At 74.3% G+C, this 20,297-nt stretch carries 22 protein-coding genes and 3 tRNA genes; 18 read left to right on the plus strand and 7 right to left on the minus strand.

The window, feature by feature from the left end; translation table 11 throughout:
* Positions 1-246: 246 nt before the first annotated feature.
* Positions 247-480, plus strand: coding sequence for a hypothetical protein (locus tag amrb99_RS23600; protein ID WP_190859668.1), 234 nt, complete (start codon positions 247-249; stop codon positions 478-480).
* Positions 481-638: 158 nt separating this feature from the next.
* Positions 639-917 carry an HU family DNA-binding protein gene (locus amrb99_RS23605; RefSeq protein ID WP_151542535.1) on the plus strand — a complete coding sequence of 93 codons (279 nt, stop codon included), beginning with the start codon at positions 639-641 and terminating at the stop codon, positions 915-917.
* Positions 918-982: 65 nt separating this feature from the next.
* On the opposite strand, the gene amrb99_RS23610 is transcribed toward amrb99_RS23605, so the two are convergent.
* Both amrb99_RS23610 and cofC read right to left on the minus strand, forming a co-directional pair.
* Positions 983-1,189, minus strand: coding sequence for a hypothetical protein (locus tag amrb99_RS23610; protein ID WP_190859670.1), 207 nt, complete (start codon positions 1,187-1,189; stop codon positions 983-985).
* Between the two features lie 9 nt (positions 1,190-1,198).
* A complete protein-coding gene (gene cofC / locus amrb99_RS23615) occupies positions 1,199-1,885 on the minus strand; it encodes a 2-phospho-L-lactate guanylyltransferase (protein ID WP_190859672.1) in 687 nt (228 codons plus the stop codon).
* An 85-nt stretch (positions 1,886-1,970) separates the two neighbouring features.
* On the opposite strand from cofC, the gene amrb99_RS23620 reads away from it, so the two are divergent.
* The 4 genes from amrb99_RS23620 (at position 1,971) to amrb99_RS23635 (ending at position 5,918) form a co-directional block, all read left to right on the plus strand.
* Positions 1,971-2,855, plus strand: coding sequence for a lysophospholipid acyltransferase family protein (locus amrb99_RS23620; protein ID WP_190859674.1), 885 nt, complete (start codon positions 1,971-1,973; stop codon positions 2,853-2,855).
* 17 nt (positions 2,856-2,872) lie between these two features.
* Positions 2,873-3,862: an NAD(P)H-dependent glycerol-3-phosphate dehydrogenase gene (locus amrb99_RS23625; protein WP_190859846.1), complete on the plus strand. Its 990-nt coding sequence runs from the start codon at positions 2,873-2,875 to the stop codon at positions 3,860-3,862.
* Between the two features lie 92 nt (positions 3,863-3,954).
* Positions 3,955-5,079: a D-alanine--D-alanine ligase family protein gene (locus tag amrb99_RS23630; protein WP_190859677.1), complete on the plus strand. Its 1,125-nt coding sequence runs from the start codon at positions 3,955-3,957 to the stop codon at positions 5,077-5,079.
* A gap of 170 nt (positions 5,080-5,249) precedes the next feature.
* A complete protein-coding gene (locus amrb99_RS23635) occupies positions 5,250-5,918 on the plus strand; it encodes an acetamidase/formamidase family protein (protein ID WP_241755850.1) in 669 nt (222 codons plus the stop codon).
* Between the two features lie 96 nt (positions 5,919-6,014).
* Here the strand turns inward: amrb99_RS23635 and amrb99_RS23640 are convergent, their stop codons facing one another.
* Positions 6,015-6,749 (minus strand): SDR family oxidoreductase, encoded by a 735-nt coding sequence (locus amrb99_RS23640; protein ID WP_190859679.1) that lies wholly within the window; start codon positions 6,747-6,749, stop codon positions 6,015-6,017.
* A gap of 169 nt (positions 6,750-6,918) precedes the next feature.
* Here amrb99_RS23640 and amrb99_RS23645 point away from each other — a divergent pair, with 169 nt between their 5' ends.
* The 7 genes from amrb99_RS23645 (at position 6,919) to amrb99_RS23675 (ending at position 12,169) form a co-directional block, all read left to right on the plus strand.
* Entirely contained in the window at positions 6,919-8,061 is a 1,143-nt protein-coding gene (locus amrb99_RS23645) for an MFS transporter (protein WP_190859682.1), read from the plus strand.
* Positions 8,062-8,158: 97 nt separating this feature from the next.
* On the plus strand, positions 8,159-9,052 hold the full coding sequence (locus amrb99_RS23650) for a metal-dependent hydrolase (protein WP_190859684.1): 894 nt from the start codon (positions 8,159-8,161) through the stop codon (positions 9,050-9,052).
* Positions 9,049-10,080, plus strand: coding sequence for a PDR/VanB family oxidoreductase (locus tag amrb99_RS23655; protein ID WP_190859687.1), 1,032 nt, complete (start codon positions 9,049-9,051; stop codon positions 10,078-10,080). Before amrb99_RS23650 ends, amrb99_RS23655 begins: the two co-directional genes overlap by 4 nt.
* 75 nt (positions 10,081-10,155) lie before the next feature.
* Complete coding sequence (locus amrb99_RS23660) at positions 10,156-11,679, plus strand: protein kinase (protein ID WP_190859689.1); 1,524 nt, start codon at positions 10,156-10,158, stop codon at positions 11,677-11,679.
* A gap of 232 nt (positions 11,680-11,911) precedes the next feature.
* Positions 11,912-11,985: transfer RNA gene (locus tag amrb99_RS23665), tRNA-Leu, on the plus strand.
* 5 nt (positions 11,986-11,990) lie between these two features.
* A tRNA-Leu gene (locus amrb99_RS23670) sits at positions 11,991-12,063 on the plus strand.
* A gap of 25 nt (positions 12,064-12,088) precedes the next feature.
* A tRNA-Tyr gene (locus amrb99_RS23675) sits at positions 12,089-12,169 on the plus strand.
* A 24-nt stretch (positions 12,170-12,193) separates the two neighbouring features.
* On the opposite strand, the gene hpnR is transcribed toward amrb99_RS23675, so the two are convergent.
* Positions 12,194-13,669 carry a hopanoid C-3 methylase HpnR gene (gene hpnR, locus amrb99_RS23680; RefSeq protein WP_190859691.1) on the minus strand — a complete coding sequence of 492 codons (1,476 nt, stop codon included), beginning with the start codon at positions 13,667-13,669 and terminating at the stop codon, positions 12,194-12,196.
* A 137-nt stretch (positions 13,670-13,806) separates the two neighbouring features.
* On the opposite strand from hpnR, the gene amrb99_RS23685 reads away from it, so the two are divergent.
* Positions 13,807-14,403: a helix-turn-helix domain-containing protein gene (locus amrb99_RS23685; protein ID WP_347256818.1), complete on the plus strand. Its 597-nt coding sequence runs from the start codon at positions 13,807-13,809 to the stop codon at positions 14,401-14,403.
* Positions 14,404-14,413: 10 nt separating this feature from the next.
* Here the strand turns inward: amrb99_RS23685 and amrb99_RS23690 are convergent, their stop codons facing one another.
* Together amrb99_RS23690 and amrb99_RS23695 are read right to left on the minus strand one after the other, a co-directional pair.
* Positions 14,414-14,887: a DUF3515 domain-containing protein gene (locus tag amrb99_RS23690; protein ID WP_241755851.1), complete on the minus strand. Its 474-nt coding sequence runs from the start codon at positions 14,885-14,887 to the stop codon at positions 14,414-14,416.
* Positions 14,874-15,107 (minus strand): Lrp/AsnC ligand binding domain-containing protein, encoded by a 234-nt coding sequence (locus amrb99_RS23695; RefSeq protein WP_151542521.1) that lies wholly within the window; start codon positions 15,105-15,107, stop codon positions 14,874-14,876. Before amrb99_RS23695 ends, amrb99_RS23690 begins: the two co-directional genes overlap by 14 nt.
* A 155-nt stretch (positions 15,108-15,262) precedes the next feature.
* On the opposite strand from amrb99_RS23695, the gene amrb99_RS23700 reads away from it, so the two are divergent.
* The 3 genes from amrb99_RS23700 (at position 15,263) to thiD (ending at position 18,111) form a co-directional block, all read left to right on the plus strand.
* Entirely contained in the window at positions 15,263-16,183 is a 921-nt protein-coding gene (locus amrb99_RS23700) for a thiamine-phosphate kinase (RefSeq protein ID WP_190859693.1), read from the plus strand.
* Between the two features lie 102 nt (positions 16,184-16,285).
* Positions 16,286-17,245, plus strand: coding sequence for a cellulose binding domain-containing protein (locus tag amrb99_RS23705; RefSeq protein ID WP_190859695.1), 960 nt, complete (start codon positions 16,286-16,288; stop codon positions 17,243-17,245).
* Between the two features lie 53 nt (positions 17,246-17,298).
* Entirely contained in the window at positions 17,299-18,111 is an 813-nt protein-coding gene (gene thiD / locus amrb99_RS23710; RefSeq protein WP_190859696.1) for a bifunctional hydroxymethylpyrimidine kinase/phosphomethylpyrimidine kinase, read from the plus strand.
* A gap of 188 nt (positions 18,112-18,299) precedes the next feature.
* Here the strand turns inward: thiD and rpmB are convergent, their stop codons facing one another.
* On the minus strand, positions 18,300-18,494 hold the full coding sequence (gene rpmB, locus amrb99_RS23715) for a 50S ribosomal protein L28 (RefSeq protein WP_067632165.1): 195 nt from the start codon (positions 18,492-18,494) through the stop codon (positions 18,300-18,302).
* A gap of 201 nt (positions 18,495-18,695) precedes the next feature.
* On the opposite strand from rpmB, the gene amrb99_RS23720 reads away from it, so the two are divergent.
* Positions 18,696-20,285, plus strand: a complete 1,590-nt coding sequence (locus amrb99_RS23720; RefSeq protein WP_190859698.1) for a DAK2 domain-containing protein — start codon at positions 18,696-18,698, stop codon at positions 20,283-20,285.
* Positions 20,286-20,297: the final 12 nt, after the last annotated feature.

Consider the following 20,297-nt stretch of genomic DNA (forward strand, 5'->3'; position numbering starts at 1 on the left):
GTTCGAGTCTTCGGGCTGGGCGTCGGACCCTCGGGGCGGGCGTCGAACCTTCGGGCTGGGGTTCGAGCCTTCGTGTTGGGCTTCGAGCACCCGGGTTGGGCTTCAAAAACCTCGGGTCTGGCTTTGGACATCCGGGCCTGGGGGCGGGTTTCGGGGGGTCGGGGGACCCCGGGGCAGGGGTCGCGTAGCCTCGCGCGGGACAATTCTTCGCAGGGGACGAAGACGCCCGAGCGTTGGGGGGCTTGTGTGAACGCCACGCCGTGGAGCGGGCCGGAGTGGGACGACCCGGCGCTGACCCGGCTCGCCCGGCAGCTGCGCGACGCGCACCGGGCCGTGGCGCCGCTGCCGCCGCAGACCCGGCAGCGGCTCATCCGCCACCTCCTGGCGATCACGGATCTGGCGAAAAGGGACTCCGACCTGGCCGCCCGCAGGCTGGAGGCGTTCCTGGCCGATTTCCACGAGGCGCCCGACGTCCGTTAGCGTGCGCAGTGGCCGGATCCGGTCCGGTCACCCGGCGAGACGGGGGCGAGGCCGACAAAAACGCCAGCGACACGGCAACTTCTGCGTGCAGGTGATTGTGTCCATGCTGAGGGTCCCTTAGTTTCGTTCGGGCAAGGGGGGAACTAGAGGAGTAACCCATGAACAAGCGTGAGCTGGTCGACGCCATCTCTGACCGGCTGGGCAGCAAGAAGGCCGCAGCCGAGGCCGTCGACGCGATCCTGGAGGCGATCCAATCCGCCGTCGCCAAGGGCGACAAGGTGGCGATCACCGGGTTCGGTTCGTTCGAGAAGGCCGACCGGCCTGCCCGTACGGCCCGCAACCCCGCAACGGGCAAGACCATCGAGGTTCCCGCGACGTCCGTGCCGAAGTTCAAGGCCGGGGCGGACTTCAAGAACCTGGTGGCCGGCAAGAAGTAGCCTCACCGCGGCAGCGCCCGGGACCGTTCCGAACGGTCCCGGGCGCTGCCGTTTCCACGGCCCGTTCAGGTCCCCGGCAACGGGAACGTCGACAGCGTCACCACCGCGACCCGGTCGCCCTCCATCGCCAGGTTCACCCGCTGCCCGAAGCGCAGCAGCCGCAGGCCCCCCGCCGCGAACGCGTCCGCGTCGAACGGCAGCTCCGTCCCGTCGTCCAGCAGCACGCTCCCCGCCCGCGCGGCCGGGTCGAAGTCCTTCACCGTCCCCTGCATGCGGGAACCCTATCCCCGGCCGTGCCCGGCGGACGGCGCGAAATCGGGGAGCAGCGCGGCGACGGCCGCGGTGCGCGGGCCGGTGCCGAGGGCCAGAGCGGCGCGGAGGTCGTCGGGGGTGTCGACGTCGCGGCGGACGCTGTCGGTCCCGGGCAGCAGCAGCTCGCGGGCGCCGCGCGCGCGGTGCGCGGTGCGGGAGTCCCCGCCGAACGCGGGGGAGAAAGGGACCCCGGGACGCGCCGTATAGAGCGTGGTGCCGATGCCTGCCGCGTCCGGGACGAACGCCTCCGGCGCCCGAGCCGCGGCGTCGAGGACCGCGGCGAGCTCGTCCGGCCGCAGGGCGGGCAGATCGGCGGACAGTGCGCCGACGCCCGCGTCCGGGGCGAGGTCGCGGCCGCGCCCCGCGCCGTAGATCAGGGCCGGGTTCAGCCCGGCGTCGGGCTCGTCGGGGACGATCCGGGCGCCGAGCGCGGCCAGCTCCCCGGCGGGGACGGGATCGTCGGTGACCACTATCACATCGCGGACGCGGGCGCAGCGGAGCGCGGCCGCGACGGTGTCGGCGGCGACCGCCAGGGCGAGCGCCTCGCGGTGCGGCCCCGCCGCCGCCGACATGCGGGTCTTGGCCCTGGCCAGCACCTTGACCGGCACGACGAGCGACCACTCGGGATGAGGCGCGCTGGGCGCTGGGGTAGACATGGCAACTCGACACTATGCGCAGACAACCGCGACACTTGTGGACACCCCGCGTTCACGTCGGGTACGGATGGAGGAGGGACGGGTCATGAGCCACGGGTACTCGCCTGGCTGGCGCAAGCTCACGATCGTCATCCTGCGGCCCCTGCTGTTCGGGCTGCTGAGACGGGACTGGCGCGGCCGGGGCAACGTGCCCAGGACCGGCGGCGTGATCATCGCCGCCAACCACATCTCCGAGTCCGACCCGCTGGCCCTCGCGCACTTCGTCTACGAGGCGGGGCGCTACCCCGTCTACCTGGCCAAGGCCGCGCTGTTCAGCACGCCGATCGTCGGGGCCGCGATGCGCGGCACCGGCCAGATCCCCGTGCACCGCGACCGCGCCGACGCCGCGCTGGCCCTCAAGGACGCCGAGAAGGCGCTGGTGGACGGCGAGTGCCTGATGTTCTACCCGGAGGGCAGCTGCACCCGCGACCCCGAGCTGTGGCCGATGACCGGCCAGACGGGCGTGGCGCGGATGGCGCTGCAGACGGGCGCGAAGGTCGTCCCGGTCGCGACGTGGGGCGCGCACGAGCTGCTGCCGTACAAGAAGGCCGAGCAGCGCGGGCTCGCCGGGAGCCTGAAGAAGGGGTTCCACCCGTTCCCGCGCAAGACGATGAAGGTGATCGCGGGGCCGCCGATCGACCTGTCGAAGTACGAGGGGCTGCCGCTCTCCAAGGAGACGCTGCGCGCGGCCACCGACGAGATCATGGACGTGATCTCCGAGCTGCTCGGCGAGCTGCGCGGCGAGCGGCCGCCCGCCGAGCGCTACGACCACCACCGGGTGCTGGAGGAGCGGCGCCGCGCCGCCAAGGAGGCCGAGGACGCGGCGGCCCGGGACGCGGCGGCCGCCGGGACCGCCGGGGTGCCCGACCCGGCCGGGCCGGCGGACGGCGCGTCCGACACCACCGAGAAGACGAAGGCGGGTGACTCGTGACCTACCGCACCGCGGTGATGGGCGCCGGGTCCTGGGGGACCACGTTCGCCAAGCTGCTGCACGACGCGGGCGGCGAGGTCGCCCTCTGGGGGCGCCGGCCCGAGCTCGTCGAGTCGATCAACGAGCGGCACGAGAACGCCGACTACCTGCCGGGCGTGGAGCTGCCCGCGGCGATCCGGGCGACCCTCGACCCGGCCGAGGCGCTGGACGGCGCCGACTTCGTGGCGCTCGCCGTCCCGGCGCAGAGCCTGCGCGACAACCTCTCCGGCTGGGTGCCGCTGCTGCCGCCCGGAGCCGTCCTGGTCAGCCTGATGAAGGGCGTCGAGCTCGGCACCACCCGGCGGATGTCGGAGGTCGTCCGCGAGGTCGCCGACGTCCCGGAGGAGCGGGTCGCGGTGTTCAGCGGGCCGAACGTGGCGCGCGAGATCGCGACCGGCGAGCCGAGCGCGGCGGTCGCCGCCTGCGTGGACGAGCAGGCCGCGGTGGGGCTGCAGGCCGCCACCATGACCCCCTACTTCCGCGTCTACACCTCCACCGACGTGATCGGCGTGGAGCTGGGCGGGGCGATCAAGAACGTCGTCGCGCTGTGCGTCGGGATGTCGGTCGGGCTCGGGTTCGGGTCCAACACCCAGGCGGTGCTGATGACCCGCGGGCTCGCCGAGATCACCCGGCTCGGGATCGCGCTCGGCGCCGACGAGCACACCTTCGCGGGGCTCGCCGGGATGGGCGACCTCGCCGCGTCCTGCATGTCGCCGCTGGCGCGGAACCGGACGTTCGGCGAGAACCTCGGCCGCGGGATGACGCTGGAGCAGGTCGTCGCCGCCACCAAGCAGACCGCCGAGGGCGTGAAGTCCTCGGAGGCGGTGCTGGAGCTGGCCCGCAAGCACAACGTGGAGATGCCGATCACCGAGGCGGTCGTCTCGGTGCTGTACCACGGCACCCCCATCACGGAGGCGGCGATCTCGCTGATCTCCCGTTCACCGAAGCCGGAACGGTACGGAGTGTGACCCGTGGACGACGCGACGTCGCGTCCGGAGGCCGGGGCACGCCCGGATCGTTCGTGGCCGCACCGTACTGATCACCGGTAGGGTCGGGAATCATGTCCCAGGTTTCCAAGATTCGCGTGGCCGTGGTGTTCGGCGGGCGCAGCTCCGAGCACGCGATCTCCTGCGTCACCGCGGGCGCCGTGATGGCCGCGATCGACCGGGACCGCTACGAGGTGCTGCCGATCGGCATCGCCCGCGACGGCCGCTGGGTGCTCGCGCCCGAGGACCAGCGGCTCGCGATCCAGGACGGCCGCCTGCCCGAGGTGTCCGGCGCGGGCAGCGCCCTGGCGCTGCCGTTCGACCCCGACAGCCGCGGGCTGATGGTCGTCGAGCCCGGCAAGGTCCCCGCCACGCTCGGCGAGGTCGACGTCGTGCTGCCGCTGCTGCACGGCCCGTACGGCGAGGACGGCACGATCCAGGGCATGCTGGACCTGGCGGGCGTCCGGTACGTCGGCGCCGGCGTGCTGGCCAGCGCGGTCGGCATGGACAAGGGCTTCATGAAGCTCGTCTGGCAGGCGCGCGGGCTGCCCGTCGGCCCGTACGTGCTGATCGGCGACCGGGAGTGGCGCCGCGAGCGCAAGCGCAAGCTCGACGAGGTCAAGGAGCAGCTCGGGCTCGCCGCCGGGCGGGCGGTGTTCGTCAAGCCGGCCCGCGCCGGGTCCAGCATGGGCATCACCCGGGTCACCGACGAGGCCGACCTGGAGACGGCCGTCGAGACGGCCCGCGAGCACGACCCGAAGGTGATCGTGGAGGCGGCGATCGAGGGCCGCGAGATCGAGTGCGGCGTGCTGCAGGGCGTGGACGACGGCCCGCCGGAGGCGAGCCTGCCCGCCGAGGTGCTGATGGCCGGCGACCACGACTTCTACGACTTCGAGACCAAGTACCTCGACGGCGGCACCCGGATGGCGATCCCGCCGGACCTGCCCGCGGAGGCGATCGACGAGGTCCGGACCATCGCGGCGCAGGCGTTCGAGGCGCTGGACTGCGAGGGCCTCGCCCGCGTCGACTTCTTCCACACCCCGGACGGGCGCTGGATCCTCAACGAGATCAACACGATGCCGGGGTTCACGCCGGCGTCGGCGTTTCCGCAGATGTGGGCCGCGACCGGGCTGGACTACCCGTCGCTCGTCGACCGCCTGATCCAGACCGCGCTGCGGCGCTCCACCGGGCTCCGCTGACCCCGGCGCCCGGCGCCCGGCGCCCGGCTCCGGAAGCGGGCCGCGGCGCCGCCTTCCGGTTCCCGGTGAAGGCGGTTTGACGTGTCCTTCGCGGCGGTGAAATCCGGCTGAAACGCGCCCCGGCCAGGATCGGGACCGTTCCCGGTCACCGTTCTGGAAGGACGCCCGCCTTGACGCTCTCACCCGTTCCGCCCGCCCCGGCCGCCCCCTTCACGCTGGAGGGGAGGGGGCGGCCGGTCCCCGGGCACGACCGCTGGCATCCCGCCATCCCGGCGGTCGCCGAGGTGATCACCGGTGGGACCGTCCGGATGGAGTGCGCGGCTCGCGAGCCGGGCGAGGACGCGGTGCTGTGCGGCCCGCTCGTGGTCGTCGGCGCGGAGCCCGGCGACGTGATCGTGGTGGACGTCCTCGGCGTGGGGCGCGCCGACGGGGTGTACTGCGCGTCCGGGCATCCGGGCCTCATCGGGTGCGCGCCGCGGTCCGTCCGGGCCACGCCGGAGGGCGACCGGGGCCGGATGCTGCTCGGCGGGGTCCATCCGGCGGCCCGCGCCCGTGTCGCGGCGGAGGCGGTGCGCAGCGCGGACCGCGGCCGGGAGATCGGCGGCTGCGCGATCGCGCCGCTCACCGCCGGGTCCCGGATCCTGCTGCCGGTGCACGTACACGGCGCCAAGCTGTCGGTCGGCGACCTGCACTTCCCGCTGCGCGGCGCCCCCGACTGCGGCGCCTCCGGGCTGCCCGGCTGGATCGACCTGCGGATCAACCTGACCCGGCGGGGCGTCGAGCGGTTCCGGGTGACCGGGCCGATGCTGATGCCCGACCCGTCCCCGCGGATCGCCTAGCCGCGGGCGCGGCCCGCCGTCTCTCCGGACCGCGCCCGCACCGCCCGCCGGACCGGGCCCGCTCCCGCCCGCCGCTTCCGGGCCGCGACCGCGGCGCTAGGCGCGGAACACCTCGCCGCCGTCCACGTTCAGGATCTGCCCGGTGATCCACGCGGCGTCGTCCGACAGCAGGAACAGGCAGGCGCCGACCATGTCCTCGGGCGTGCCCATCCGCTTGAGCGCCATCTTCTGGTCGACGATCTTCTGCGACATGTTGCCGGGGACGACCTTGCGGTTCGCCTCGGTGTCCGTCGGGCCCGGCGCGATCGCGTTGACCCGGATGCCCATGCTGCCGAACTCGTGCGCGAGTTGCTGCGTCAGCCCGTTGATCGCGACCTTGGCCAGCCCGTAGAAGCCGGAGTACTGCCAGGCGGCCGTCGACGACTGGTTCACGATCGACCCGCCGCCTCGCGCCTGCATGTGCGGGTAGCAGGCGCGCGCGCAGAGCAGCGCGCCGTCCATGTTCACCGCCATGAACTTCTTGTAGTAGTCCCAGTCGACGGTGAACAGGAAGTCCAGCTTCATCGTGCCGAAGATGGCCGCGTTGTTCACCAGGTGGTCGATGCCGCCGAACCGCTCCACGGCGGCGGCGGCCATGGCCTCGGTGGACGCCGGGTCCGACACGTCCGTCCGCACGAACAGGCCCTTGATGTCGTCGGCGACGGCCTGGCCGCGCTCGTCGACGTCCGCGATGACGACGGACGCGCCCTCCGCCGCGAGGCCCCGCGCGTACGCCTCGCCGATGCCCTGGGCGGCGCCGGTGACGACCGCGACCCTTCCCTCGAACCTCATGCTCACAGTCCCCTCCGCGCGCGGCCGTCCGGCCGCTGTTTCTGGACAGGTGTCCAGACTACAGTTCAGGACCGTCCGGGGCGCAAGGGCGGATCACCTCGAACCCGGCGTCCATCGCATCGCGAAGATTCGGGGCGGGAGCCCCGAATCCGGGGCGAAATGATCTAGGGTGAGCGCCGGGGGAGCGGTGGCACTGCAGCGGATCAAGGTCGGGGCCGTCTACGGCGGCGCGCTGCTCGGCCCGCTCGGCGGCGGCGTCGTCTCGCCGATGCTCCCCGAGATCGGCCGGTCCGTGCACGCCTCGGCGGGCGCCGCGGCCGCGTCGCTGACCGCCTACTTCGTGCCGTTCGCGCTGGTCCAGCTGGTGTCCGGGACGCTCGGGGAGCGGTGGGGGCGCCGCCGGACGGTCCGGATCGCCTACCTCGTGTACGCGGCGGGCTCGCTGGTGTGCGCGCTCGCGCCGGCGCTGGGCCTGTTCCTCGGGGCGCGGGCCGCGCTCGGGGCGGCCAACGCGTTCACCTCGCCGCTGCTGCTCGCCGGGCTCGGCGACATCGTCCCGCGCGACCGCCTCGGCCGGGCCGTCGGGGCGTACTCCAGCTGCCAGGCGGCCGGGCAGTCGTTCGCGCCGCTGGTCGGCGGCCTCGCCGCGGCGTCGTCGTGGCGGCTCGGGTTCGTCGTGGTCGCGGGGGCCGCCGTGCTGCTGGCGTTCGCGCCGCCGCCGGGGGACCCGCGCCCGGCCGCGGCGGCACCGCCCTGGCGGCCGCTGCTGAGCCGGCGGATGGGCCTGCTGTCGGCGGCCTCGTTCGTGTCGTACCTCGGCGCGTCCGCGCTGCCGTTCCTCGTGGCGCTGTACGCGCGGGAGAAGCTGCACGCCGGCGCGGACCTCACGGGCGTCGCGCTGCTCGGGTTCGGGGTGGCGGGGCTGGCGCTCGGCGCGGTCTGGGGACGCGTCGCCGAGCGCGCCGGGGCACGGCTGTGCGGAGGCGTCGCGGCCGTCGTGACCGGAGGGTTCGTCGCGGTGGTCGGGACGTCCGGCTCCGTGGGCGCGCTCGCCGTGTGGTGGACGCTGGCGGGCGCCGGCGCGTCGATGATGACCGTCGCGCTCCAGAGCCTGACGATGCGGGCGGTGCCGCGGAACCGGGGCGGGGCGCTGTCGGCGGTGTCGGCGTTCCGGTTCGGCGGCGGGGCGGTCGCGCCGCTGGTGTGGCTGCCGGTCTACCACGCCGGCGCGGCGGGCGCCTTCGCGGCGGCCGCGTGCTCGCTGCTGCTGGTCGTCCCGGCCCTCGCGCTCGCCGGCGACCCGGCGGGGTGACGATCCTCACCGGACCGTGCCATTGTTGGGCGCCGGGACCGCCGGTAACTTACTAGACGTCTCGTCAATAGCCCGTCGGCGCGCCGGAGGGAAGCCCATGTCGGTCCAGCGTCCGCCCGTACGGCCCCCGGAGCCGGAGAACATCGTCCTGCAGGCGCGCGACGTCCGGTTCGACTGGTCGGACGTCCCCCTGCACTGGATCCCCCGCGACCCGGTGGCCACCCACCTCATCAACGTCCTGCACATGCTGCTGCCGGCCGGCGAGGAGTGGTTCGTCAAGGTCTTCAAGGAGGCCGTCCCGTACATCCGCGACGACCGGCTCCGCGAGGACGTGCTCGGCTTCATCGGCCAGGAGGCCATGCACGCCGCCTCCCACGACGCCGTCCTCGACCACTTCGTCGAGCAGGGCCTAGACGTGCGGCCGTTCGTCCGGCAGGTCGAGTTCGTCTTCGAGGACCTGCTCGGCGACCGCGGACTGGAGGGCGACCGCAAGCGCGCCTGGCTGTTCGAGCGGATCGCGCTGATCGCCGCGATCGAGCACTTCACCGGCGTCCTCGGCGACTGGATCCTCAACGCGAAGGCGCTGGACGAGGCGGGCGCGGACCCGATGATGCTGGACCTGCTGCGCTGGCACGGCGCCGAGGAGGTCGAGCACCGGCACGTCGCGCACGACCTGTTCATGCACCTCGACGGCTCGTACGCGGCCCGGCTCCGCGCGATGGGCGAGACGATCACCATGCTGGGGGCGCTGTGGCACCGCGGGCACCGCTTCCTGATGGCCCGCGACCCGATCGTCCGGGGCCGGATCAAGGGCGGGCTGCGGCACCTGCGGCGCACCGGCCCGGCCGGCCTCACCCCGGACGGCCGGATGGTCGGCGCGTCCGTGCGGCGCTACCTCAGGCGCACCTACAGCCCGCTGGACGAGGGGTCCACCAGCCAGGCGCTGGCCTACCTCGCCGCGTCCCCGGCGGCCCGGGCGGCCCTGCGATGATCCCGCCCGACCTGCGGGGACGCCGCGACCGCGACCCGTTCTGGGTCGCGGTGAACGCCGCGTTCAACGGCATCCAGCGGTTCCGCGCGCTGCGCGCCCCCGCCCCGCCGGCCGTCCGGCCCGTCGACCGGACGCTGCGCCTGACCGTGCGAGAGGTGCGCCGCGAGGCCGACGACGTGGTCAGCCTGCGGCTCGCCGCCCCCGACGGGCGCGTCCTGCCCCCGTGGCAGCCCGGCGGCCACCTGGACGTGCTGCTCCCGTCCGGGCGCCGCCGCCAGTACTCGCTGTGCGGCGACCCCGCCGACCGGCGCGCCTACCGGATCGCCGTCCGCCGCCTGCCCGACGGGGGCGGCGGATCCGTCGAGATGCACGAGCTGGGGGAGGGCGCACCGGTCGCCGTCCAGGGACCGCGGAACGCGTTCCCGTTCCTCGCGCACGACCGGTACGTGTTCCTCGCCGGCGGCATCGGCATCACGCCGATCCTGCCGATGGCCGTCGCCGCCGACCGGTTCGGCGCGGACTGGCGCCTGGTCTACACCGGCCGGACCCGCGCGTCCCTGCCGTTCCTGGACGAGCTGCCCGCCGGCCGCGTGACCGTCCGCACCGACGACGAGCACGGCGTGCCGTCCGCCGCGGACCTGCTCGGCGACGTCCCCGACGGGACCGCCGTGTACTGCTGCGGCCCCGCCCCGATGATCGACGCCGTCCGCGCCGCCGTCGGCCTGAACGCGACCCTGCACTACGAGCGCTTCGCGCCGCCGCCGATCGTCGGCGGGAAGCCGTTCGAGGTGGAGCTGCGGCGCAGCGGCCGCACCCTCGCGGTGCCCGCCGACCGGTCCGCGCTCGACGTGATCAGGGACGAGCTGCCGGACGTGGCCTACTCCTGCCGGCAGGGCTTCTGCGGCACCTGCCGGACCGGCGTGCTGGCCGGCGCTGTGGACGACCGCGCGCCGTCCGACCAGGGCGACGACTCCATGCTGGTCTGCGTCTCGCGCGCCACCGGAGGGCGGATCACCCTCGACCTGTGACCCGGCGGAGGCCACGCCCGCTGCCCGGATATGCCAGGCTTGGGGAAAGTGGTCCCGTCCTGAGGAGAACGTGCCGTGCCGCCAGCCGACCTGCCGGATCGCATCGGCCCCTACCGGGTGGCGGACCGGCTCGGCGAGGGCGGGATGGGGACGGTCTACGTCGGGCTGGACGGGACCGGCCGCAAGGTCGCCATCAAGGTGATCCGCCGCGAGTACGCCGCCGACCAGCAGTACCGGGCGCGGTTCCAGGCGGAGGTCGCGGCGGCGCAGCGCGTCCGCCCCTTCTGCACCGCGCCGGTCCTCGACGCCGACCCGGCGGCCGACCCGCCGTACCTGGTCACCGAGTTCGTCAACGGCCCCAGCCTGGACGCCGCCGTCGCCAAGGACGGCCCGCTGCGCGGCGCCGACCTGGAGGCCGTCGCCGTCGGCATCGCGACCGCGCTCACCGCGATCCACGACGCGGGCGTCGTGCACCGCGACCTCAAGCCCGCGAACGTGCTGCTGTCCACGTTCGGCCCGCGCGTCATCGACTTCGGCATCGCCCGCTCGGTGGACGGGACGCGCCTCACCGCGACCGGCGGCATCGTCGGCACGCCCGCGTTCATGGCGCCCGAGCAGCTCGACGGGCGCGGCGCGACCCCCGCGTCCGACGTGTTCGCGTGGGGCGCGACCGTCGCGTTCGCGGCGCGCGGCGGCCCCTGCTTCGGCGGCGACTCGATCCCCGCGATCATCCACCAGATCGTCAGCGGGGAGCCCGACCTGGGCGGGCTGAGCGGGACGCTGCGGAGCGCGGTCGAGGCGGCGCTGGCGAAGGACCCGGCGCGCCGCCCGTCCGCGCAGGCGCTCCTGGACCGGCTGATCTCCGGCGGCGCGCCCCGGCAGGCGCCCGCCGGCGCTTCGCGGACCGGCATGACGTCGGCGGGGACGCCGGGGCACGCCGCCTCCGCGGGCGGCCCGGCGAGTCCGCCGCCCCCACGGCACGCGGGCCTCTCCGCGGCACCGCCCCCTGCTCACGCCTCTGCGCCGCCCGCTGCGCACGCCTCCATGCAGCGCCCGGCGCAGGCTCCGACACCCCCGCCCGGGCCCGCGCCCTCCCCGGCGCTCGCGGCGGGCGAGGCGGACGCGCTCGTCGAACGGCAGTACCGGCAGGCCGCGCAGGCGGGCGACCCGTCCGCGATGCGCAACCTCGCGGTGATGCTCGGCATGCAAGGACGCACGGCCGAGGCCGAGTCATGGCAGAAGTACGCCGACGCGGTCGCCGCGCGCCCGGCGCCGTATCCGCAGGGCACCGCGCCCGGCTACGCCCCGGCGACCCAGGCGCCGGGGGCCGCCGCCCGCCCGAACGGGTACGGCAAGCCGTCCTACAACCACGCCTCGATCTACGCGCTGACCTGCGGGCTCGTCGGGCTGATCTCGTGCGGGCTGACGTCCATCCCGGCGATCGTCGCCGGGCACATCGCGTGGGCGCGGGTGCGCCGCTCCCGGCAGCGCGGCCTCGGCTTCGCGATCACCGGGATCGCGCTCGGCTGGCTCATGGTCGCGTTCTGGCTGCTCGTCCTGCTCGGCTGGTCGCTGCCGGACGACACGTCCAGCGGATGACGCCGGGCCGGCCGCGCGTTTAATCCGTTGCGGGCCGTCCGGCGCGGATGGCACCGTAGGACACGTCAGCCCGTCGAAGACGGCGACACGAGACCTCGAGAGGAGGACCGGCCATGGCGATGGAGCAGCTACGACTTCGACTGCCCTCGGCGTCGCACGCCCGCCCCGGCCGGTATCCCCTCTCCTAGAGGCCCCTGGCCGAGCCGCCGCGAGCGACGCCTCGCACAGACCTGCGGCTCTACCCCAACAGGCAGAGGGGCCATCCTCAGATGGTGGACGTTCCGGGTTCGAATCCCGGGAGCCGCACGCACGCCTCCGTAGTCCAACGGTAGAGACAGCGGCATGAGGTGCCGTGTGCTGGGGGTTGGAATCCCTCCGGAGGTACTGGGCGGGCCGTGGGCCCGCGCCCGGGGCGGCGCCGACGCGGGAGAGTCGGGCCTGTCTGTAAAACAGGTGCAATGCTGAGTGGGTTCGAATCCCACCCGCCCCACCGGATCCCCCTCCCGGGGTGCGGTCAGCGCTGGCGCTCGTGGATGTAGAGCTCCTTGCGGCCGGCGGGCCCGACGGAGCGGTGGTCGGGCACCGGCAGCTCGTAGCGGACCTTCCGCAGGTGGTCGCCGTACTGCCGGTCGGTGTTGTAGACGGACCGGAACTTCCAGATCGACCTGGCGAAGTTCGTCTGCCCGTGCCACAGGTGGCGGCCCATGATGCCGAGCGTCTGCGCCGCCGCGGCGACGCCGAGGTGCTTGCGGTTCATCACCGACTGCGTCTTCACCAGCTCGCGGTAGAACTCGTACAGCGGCAGGTTCGTCGGCACCACCGCGTGCTGGATGTCGAAGAGCCGGTAGTCGCGCGTGGTCAGCTTGCGGGACTCGGTATGCCAGATCTCCGTGCCGGGATAGGGCGTCATCACGGTGAGGTTGACGATCTCGGGCACCGACAGCGCCCATTCCCGGACGAGTCTGAACTGCCGGGCGTCCCAGGCCGGGTCCACGATCAGGTTGATGGCCACGGTGAGGCCCATCCGGCGCGCGAGTTCGAGGGCCTTGATGTTGGTGTCCGGGCTGGTCCGCTTGCGGTACCGGTCGAGCCCCTCCTCGTCGAGCGCCTCCATGCCGAGGAACATGTAGTTCAGGCCGAGCCGCCGCCACCGCTCGAAGACCTCGGGGTGGCGCAGCAGGACGTCCGCGCGGGTCTCCAGGTAGTACTCCTTGCGGATGCCGCGCCGCTCCACCTCGGCGGCGATCGCGTCGCCGTGCTCGGGCTTGATGAACGCGACGTCGTCCACGATGAACAGGCCGGGCTCGCGGATCGAGGCGATCTCCTCCGCCGCGGCCTCCGCCGACACCTTCCGGTACGTGCGCCCGTAGAACGTCCAGGCGCTGCAGAACGAGCAGTCCCACGGGCAGCCGCGGGTGAACTCGATGGACGCGGCCGGGTCCAGGACGCCGATGAAGTACTTGTGGCGGCGCCGGGTCAGGTCGCGGGCCGGACGGGGCGCGTCCAGGCTGTCGAGCAGCAGCGGCACCTTCTTGCAGGTGCCGTCGGCGGTCACGGCGCCCGGCACCTCGCCGAGCCCGCCGTCGCGCGCGGCCTGCAGCAGCAGCGGCGCCGCGACCTCGCCCTCCCCGCGCAGCACCGCGTCCAGCGCCCCGTTCGCCTGGTCGAGGACGTGCTGGGCGATGAACGAGACGCTGTGCCCGCCGGCGAACACGAAGCACTCCGGCAGCCGGCGCTTGACCTCCTTGGCCAGGTCGATCATCTCCGGCACGTTGGCCAGGTAGTTCACCCCGAACCCGACGGCCTCCGGCCGGAACTCGCGCAGCTCGCGGCGCAGGTCGTCGTGGGTGAAGACCTGCAGGTCCAGCAGCCGGACCTGGTGGCCCGCGGTGCGCAGCGCGGCGGCGACCCGCTCGACCCCGAGCGGTTCCAGCCGCAGGAAGATCTCCGAGTACATCAGTCCGCTGGGATGGACCAGGAGAGTGCGCATCGGGTTCCCTTCCCAGGCGCGTCGGTCGTTCGCTGTGGTGCCGGAAACGCGGCGCTCCGGACAGCGGACTGTTACCCGTGATAACGGAGAGTTAACGAGTTGCCGGGGCGGCGGGCATTGAACTAATGTCTGGACATGTGTCCGGAGAAGTGTCGACCGAGCCCCCGCGCCGCCGTCTCACGCCGCGGCAGGCCGACACGGTGCGCCGGCTCACCGACGCCGCCGTCGAGGAGGTCCGCGACACCGGCTACGAGGGGCTGACCGTCCGCAACGTCGCCCGCCGCGCGGGCGTGGCGCCGGCCACCGCCTACACCTACTTCGCGTCCAAGAACCACCTGATCACCGAGGTGTTCTGGCGGCGCCTCAGCGCGCTGCCGCCCGTCGAGACCGGCGAGGACCCCGACGTCGCCGGCCGCGTCGAGCGGGTGCTGCGCGAGATCGCGCTGCTGGTCTCCGACGAGCCGGAGCTCGCCGCGGCGTGCACCACCGCGATGCTCGGCACCGACCCCGACGTCCGGGAGCTGCGCGCCCGCGTCGGCGTCGCGATCCGCACCCGGCTGCGGGACGCCCTCGGCGACCACGACGACCCCGCGGTCCTCGGCGCGCTGGAACTCGCCTACTCCGGCGCGCTCCTGCACGCCGGCATGGGCTACACCTCCTACACCCGCATGGCCGACCGGCTCGCCGAGATGGCGCGGCTCATCCTGCCCGGCGGCGACGGCGCCCGCGCGTGACGAGGACGGCCTAGATCTGCCCCTCCGGCTTCGCCGGGATCGTCGCCTTGATCGCCGGGGTCAGCTCGATCAGCACGTCCCCGGCCGGCCGGTACTTCGCCGGGACGGTCACCTCGACGTACGCCTGCCGCCCCACCGCCGTCCAGGTCACCGGACGGTCCACCGGCTGCCCGAACCAGCTGATCCCGTTGATGTCCACCAGCTCCGACGTCTGCCGCAGCGCCGCCGGTATCGGCACGCCGCAGCGCAGCGCGATCGCCGGCGACCCCCACGCCGCCGTCAGCTGCGAATCCGGCTTCGTGTCCCGCAGCGACCGACCGTGCACCTTCGCCGGCAGGCGAAGCCCCTCGCAGAGCCGCTGCGTCGCCGCGTCCGGATGCGGAACCGGGACCTCCACCGCGCCGTCCCCGCACGCGGCCGGCAGCAGCATCAGCGGAGCCAGCAGCAGCGGCGCCCAGCGGAACCGGAGCTCAGATGTGGACAATGGGGCAGGTGAGGGTCCGTGTGATGCCCTCGACCGTCTGGATCTGCGCGACGACGAGCTTGCCCAGCTCGTCCACATTCCGCGCCTCCGCTCGGACGATCACGTCGTAGGGTCCCGTGACGTCCTCCGCCAGGGTCACGCCGGGAACTCCGGAGATGTGCCCCGCGACCTCGGCCGCCTTGCCCACTTCGGTCTGGATGAGGATGTAGGCCTGCACCATCACGTCCTCCCCTGGGCGGAGAATTAGCCGTCGGACGGTCACCGTATCGTGTTAGGCGGCGCCGTGGGCGTTCGGGGGCCGCACAGCCCATTCACGGGCCGGACGAGGCCGGCGGGACACGGGCGCCGGGCGGTGAGAGGGCGGGAACGGGGCGGATGGGCACCATCGGGGAGCTGGGCGAGTTCGGGCTGATCGGCCGGCTGACGCGGCGGCTGCCGCAGGGCCCCGCCGTCCTGCTCGGCCCCGGCGACGACGCCGCGGTCATCGCCGCGCCGGACGGCCGGGTCGCCGCCACCACCGACCTGCTCGTCGAGGGACGGCACTTCCGCCGCGACTGGTCCGGCCCTTATGACATCGGCCGCAAGGCCGCCGCGCAGAACCTCGCCGACGTGGTCGCGATGGGCGCCCGCCCGACCGCGCTGCTCGTCGGCTTCGCGGCGCCGCCGTCCACCGAGACGGCCTGGGCCGAGCGGCTCTACGACGGCCTCGCCGACGAGTGCCGCCGCGCCGGCGCGTCCGTCGCGGGCGGCGACGTGGTCGGCGCCCCCGAGGTCACGCTCGCGATCACCGCGCTCGGCGACCTCGGCGGCGGCGCGCCGCTCACCCGGTCCGGCGCCCGTCCCGGCGACCTCGTCGCGGTGCGCGGCCGGCTCGGGCACGCCTCCGCCGGGCTGGCGCTGCTCGCCGAGGGACGCGACGGGCCCGCCGACCTGCTCGCCGCGCACCGCCGCCCGGAGCCGCCGTACGAGGCGGGCGCCGAGGCGCGGGACGCGGGCGCGACCGCTCTGCTCGACGTGAGCGACGGCCTCGTCCAGGATCTCGGGCACCTCGCCGAGGCGAGCGGGGTGCGGATCGACGTCGACTCCGCGAGACTGGTCGTCCCGGAGGTCCTCGGCCCGGACGGGCTGCGGCACGTGCTCACCGGCGGCGAGGACCACGCGTTCGCCGGCGCCTTCCCGCCCGATTCGCCGCCGCCCCCGTCCTGGACGGTGATCGGAACCGTACGGAAAGGTGCGGGAGTGCGCGTCGACGGGCGCGTTCCGGACGCCTCCGGATGGGACCATTTCCGGGGGTGAACGGCCGGTCGACGCCGGGTGCCGACGGGGTGCGCTTTCCCTCATCCGGTAGGCATGTTTGGTACTGGTTTGGTATACATCCTGTGATCGAAGAGGAATGGGATGGGACGACACACCAAGCGCGAGCGACCCGATGACGAGCCCGCGCCGGACGATCCGGCGCCCGCGGGTTCGTTCCTCGGAGCCCCTCCCGGCCCGTCCTACGAGGCCTTCTCCGGCCCGACCGACGACCAGGTGTTCTTCTCCTACGAGCCCTACCCTCCCGCCTCCTCGCCCGGTTCCCCGGCCGGCCCGCCGCCGGCCGCGCAGCGCCAGCACGGCCCCCCGGACCCGCGCCGCTTCGAGCCCTATCCCGGCGACTACCCGGGCGACCTCCCCGCCGCCATGGCCGGCCGCGACGACCGCGTCCCCGGCGCTCCCGCCCCCTCCCTGCCGCCGTCCGGGCCCACTGCGGGTCCCGCCGCCGACGGCATCGCGCAGCCACCCGCCGCGCCCGCCGCGGACACCGCGGCCTCCCCGGCCTCCTCGCGCTCGACGCGGGCCCGGGTCGCCCGGCTCGTGTCCGCGCTCCCCGTCCCGATGCTGCCGATCGTCGCGCTCGTCATCGCCGTCGGCGTCGTCGCCTACGCGCTGAGCACCCAGCAGATCTCCCTCAACTTCGCCGGCGGCGCCCCCAAGAACCCCGTCGACACCAACCCGCGCGACAGCACGGTCTCCCAGCGCGGGCCGGGCAACCGCGCCAGCCGCGCGAGCCGCCCCGACGGGCTCGTCATCGCCTTCCACGTCGTCTCCCGCACCACCACGGCCTTCCGCGCCACCGGCACCGTCACCAACCAGGGGCAGAAGGCGATCTCCCGCTGGGCGCTCGCGTTCAAGATCCCGAACGTGACGGTGCGCGCGGTCAGCGGCGCCATCGTCGTGAAGACCGGGCAGCTCGCCTACGTCCGCGGCCGCACGGGGCTCGCGCCCGGACGCTCCGCCCAGTTCGTCTTCACCGCGAACGGCACGCCGCGGAAGCCGACCTACTGCGTCATGAACAAGCTGGCCTGCGCCATCCTGTGAGCTCCCCTGGCCGGGAGCCGCGCCGCGCGATGGATCACCATAAAGTGGATGCCATGCAGCAGAACGCGCCCGCGCCCCGCCAGGCCCCGCCCCTCGTGCTCACCATCGCGGGCTCGGACTCCGGCGGCGGCGCCGGGATCCAGGCGGACCTGAAGACGATGCTCGCGCTCGGCGTGCACGGGATGAGCGTCATCGCCGCCGTCACGGCGCAGAACTCCCTCGGCGTCCAGGGCTACTGGGAGCTGCCGGTCGAGGCCGTCCGCGCTCAGCTCGACTCCGTGCTGTCCGACATCGGCGTGCACGCGATCAAGACCGGGATGCTGGCGTCGACCGCGCTGGTCGAGACCGTCGCCGAGGCGCTGGCCGCCTCCGACGCCCCGTCCGTCGTGGACCCGGTCGGCGTCTCCAAGCACGGCGACTCGCTGCTCGCGCCCGACGCCGTCGACGCGGTCCGCTCGGCACTGCTGCCCGCCGCGACCGTCGCCACCCCGAACCTGTACGAGGTCGAGCAGCTCACCGGCGTCAAGGTGGTGGACGAGGCCGGCCTGCGCGAGGCCGCCGAGGCGGTCAAGGCGCTCGGCCCCCGCTGGGTGCTGATCAAGGGCGGCCACCTGCCCGGCGAGCCCGCCGACCTGCTGTTCGACGGGGAGCACGAGCACCGCTTCACCGCGCCGCGGCACGACAACCGGCACACCCACGGCACCGGCTGCACCCTCGCGTCCGCGATCGCCTCCCACCTCGCGCTCGGCGACGACGTCCCCGCGGCGGTCGGCAAGGCCAAGGAGTACGTCACCGGCGCGATCGCCGCGGGCTTCCCGCTCGGCGCCGGCATCGGGCCCGTCGACCACGGCTGGCGGTGGCGTTAACTCGCAATCCCGGCCCGAGGGCCTCGCCTCCGGCGTCGCCTCCACCGGTCAGGTCACGCGCTCGCGTGACGGCCGGGCGCCGCGCGTCGAATCCGTGCATCAAGGCCGTGTGTCAAAAGTGTCCGGGCATGCGAAAACCGGCTCACCGGGCTGTCCCGATGAACCGGCTCAGGCTCGCGTCCCGCGGTTCAGACGGTCGGCTTGACGATCTTGCCGGCCTTGATGCAGGAGGTGCAGGCGTTGATCCGCTTGGTGCTGCCGTTCACGACGGCGCGCACGCGCTGGATGTTGGGGTTCCAGCGGCGCGGGGTGCGGCGGTGCGAGTGGGAGACGCGCATGCCGAAACCGGGTCCCTTGCCGCAGACGTCGCAGACGGAAGCCACGGGAAACTCCAAGTGGTGTCGATGCTCTACCGGAGCGCCGCCCGTCGCCGCCTCGGGCGGGGCCGGGCATCGTGGGCGCTCACTGATCGCGCCTCGGACGAGGCGCACGGATCAGACTAGCCGAACGGTCCCTGACTAAGCGAATCGAAGCCGCGGTCAGGGCTCTGGCGCCCGGCGGGGAGGGCACTGCAAGATGACCCGATGGTCCTTGATGCGGCGTCGGTGCGGCGGTGGTGCAGGCTCGCGGCGGACGCCCTCGGCCGCACCCGCGGGGAGATCGACGCGCTGAACGTCTTCCCCGTCCCCGACGGCGACACCGGAACGAACCTGCACCTCACCGTCCTCGCTGCGGCGGAAGCGGCGGACGCCCTGCCCTCCGGCGCGTGCGAGGCGGACACGTGGCGAGCGGTCGCGCAGGCCGCGCTGCTGGGCGCGCGGGGCAACTCCGGGGTGATCCTCAGCCAGGTCCTGCGGGGCATGGCCGACGTGCTCGGCTCGCCGCCGGCGCGGACGGGGGGCGAGGCCCTCGCGGAGGCGCTGGAGCACGCGTCGGTGCTGGCCAGGGCGGCGGTCGAGCATCCCGTCGAGGGCACGATCCTGAGCGTGCTGGGCGCGGCGGCGTCGGCGGCGTCGGAGGCGTCCGCGACGGGCATCGAGGGGACGGCCCGCGCGGCGGCGGACGGGGCGCGCCGCGCGCTGCGCCGCACGACCGGGCAGCTCGACGTGCTGGCCCGCAGCGGCGTCGTGGACGCGGGCGCGGCCGGGCTGTGCGTGGTCCTCGACGCGCTCGCCGCCGTGGTCACCGACGAGTACCCCGAGCACTACGAGGTCCCCGCCCGTGCCGCCGGCGCGACGCCGCCGCCGGCCGCGCGCCCCGAACCGCAGGGACCCGGCTACGAGGTCATGTACCTGCTGGACGCGCCGGACGCGGCCGTCCACGACCTGCGGGAGAGGCTCGACGGCCTCGGCGACTCCCTCGTCGTGGTCGGCGGCGACGGCCTGTGGAACGTCCATGTGCACGTCGACGACGCGGGCGCCGCGATCGAGGCGGGCCTGGCCGCCGGGCGCCCGCACCGGATCCGCGTCACCTACCTTCACGCCGCGTCCCCGGACGAGCAGCACCGGCCGCACGCGGGCCGCGCCGTGATCGCGGTGACCGCCGCCGACGGGCTGGCCGCGCTGTTCGAGGAGGCCGGCGCCCGGGTCGTCCGGCGCGAGCCCGGCGCGGTGCCGCCGCTCGCCGTGCTGGCCGAGGCGATCCTCGCGGCCGGCGACGAGGTGGTGGTGCTGCCGAACGAGCCGGAGGTCCTCGCGCTCGCCGAGGCCGCAGCCGAGCGCGCGCGGGACGGCGGTGCCCGCATCGCGGTGGTCCCGGCGAAGGCGTCCGTGCAGGGCCTTGCCGCGCTCGCGGTGCACGACCCGCTGCGCCGCTTCGGCGACGACGTCATCGCGATGACCCGCGCTGCCGGCGCCACCCGGTTCGGGCACCTGGAGGTCGCCGCGCAGGAGGCGGTGACGAGCGTCGGCCTGTGCCGGCCCGGCGACGTCCTCGGCCTGATCGAGGGCGATGTCGCGACGATCGGCGCCGACATCGCGGAGGTCGCGCGGCGCGTCCTGGACCGGATGCTGTCGGGCGGCGGCGAGCTCGTCACCCTGATCGCCGGGCGCAACGCCCCGCCCGGGCTGGCCGAGCGGCTGGAGGACCAGCTGCGCGACGGCCGTCCCGATGTGGAGGTCGCCCTCTATGACGGGGCGCAGCGCCGCTACCCGCTGCTCATCGGAGTCGAGTGATTCGTGTCGCCG

It is taken from the genome of Actinomadura sp. RB99, assembly GCF_014706005.1.
Classification (GTDB): Bacteria; Actinomycetota; Actinomycetes; order Streptosporangiales; family Streptosporangiaceae; genus Spirillospora.

Bases quoted from the DNA above. Each gene is read 5' to 3' on its own strand.
- amrb99_RS23605 (WP_151542535.1), top strand. From the start codon at position 639: ATGAACAAGCGTGAGCTGGTCGACGCCATCTCTGACCGGCTGGGCAGC.
- amrb99_RS23610 (WP_190859670.1), bottom strand. From the start codon at position 1,189: ATGCAGGGGACGGTGAAGGACTTCGACCCGGCCGCGCGGGCGGGGAGC.
- cofC (WP_190859672.1), bottom strand. From the start codon at position 1,885: ATGTCTACCCCAGCGCCCAGCGCGCCTCATCCCGAGTGGTCGCTCGTC.
- amrb99_RS23620 (WP_190859674.1), top strand. From the start codon at position 1,971: ATGAGCCACGGGTACTCGCCTGGCTGGCGCAAGCTCACGATCGTCATC.
- amrb99_RS23625 (WP_190859846.1), top strand. From the start codon at position 2,873: ATGGGCGCCGGGTCCTGGGGGACCACGTTCGCCAAGCTGCTGCACGAC.
- amrb99_RS23630 (WP_190859677.1), top strand. From the start codon at position 3,955: ATGTCCCAGGTTTCCAAGATTCGCGTGGCCGTGGTGTTCGGCGGGCGC.
- amrb99_RS23640 (WP_190859679.1), bottom strand. From the start codon at position 6,749: ATGAGGTTCGAGGGAAGGGTCGCGGTCGTCACCGGCGCCGCCCAGGGC.
- amrb99_RS23650 (WP_190859684.1), top strand. From the start codon at position 8,159: ATGTCGGTCCAGCGTCCGCCCGTACGGCCCCCGGAGCCGGAGAACATC.
- amrb99_RS23655 (WP_190859687.1), top strand. From the start codon at position 9,049: ATGATCCCGCCCGACCTGCGGGGACGCCGCGACCGCGACCCGTTCTGG.
- hpnR (WP_190859691.1), bottom strand. From the start codon at position 13,669: ATGCGCACTCTCCTGGTCCATCCCAGCGGACTGATGTACTCGGAGATC.
- amrb99_RS23695 (WP_151542521.1), bottom strand. From the start codon at position 15,107: ATGGTGCAGGCCTACATCCTCATCCAGACCGAAGTGGGCAAGGCGGCC.
- amrb99_RS23700 (WP_190859693.1), top strand. From the start codon at position 15,263: ATGGGCACCATCGGGGAGCTGGGCGAGTTCGGGCTGATCGGCCGGCTG.
- amrb99_RS23705 (WP_190859695.1), top strand. From the start codon at position 16,286: ATGGGACGACACACCAAGCGCGAGCGACCCGATGACGAGCCCGCGCCG.
- thiD (WP_190859696.1), top strand. From the start codon at position 17,299: ATGCAGCAGAACGCGCCCGCGCCCCGCCAGGCCCCGCCCCTCGTGCTC.
- amrb99_RS23720 (WP_190859698.1), top strand. From the start codon at position 18,696: ATGGTCCTTGATGCGGCGTCGGTGCGGCGGTGGTGCAGGCTCGCGGCG.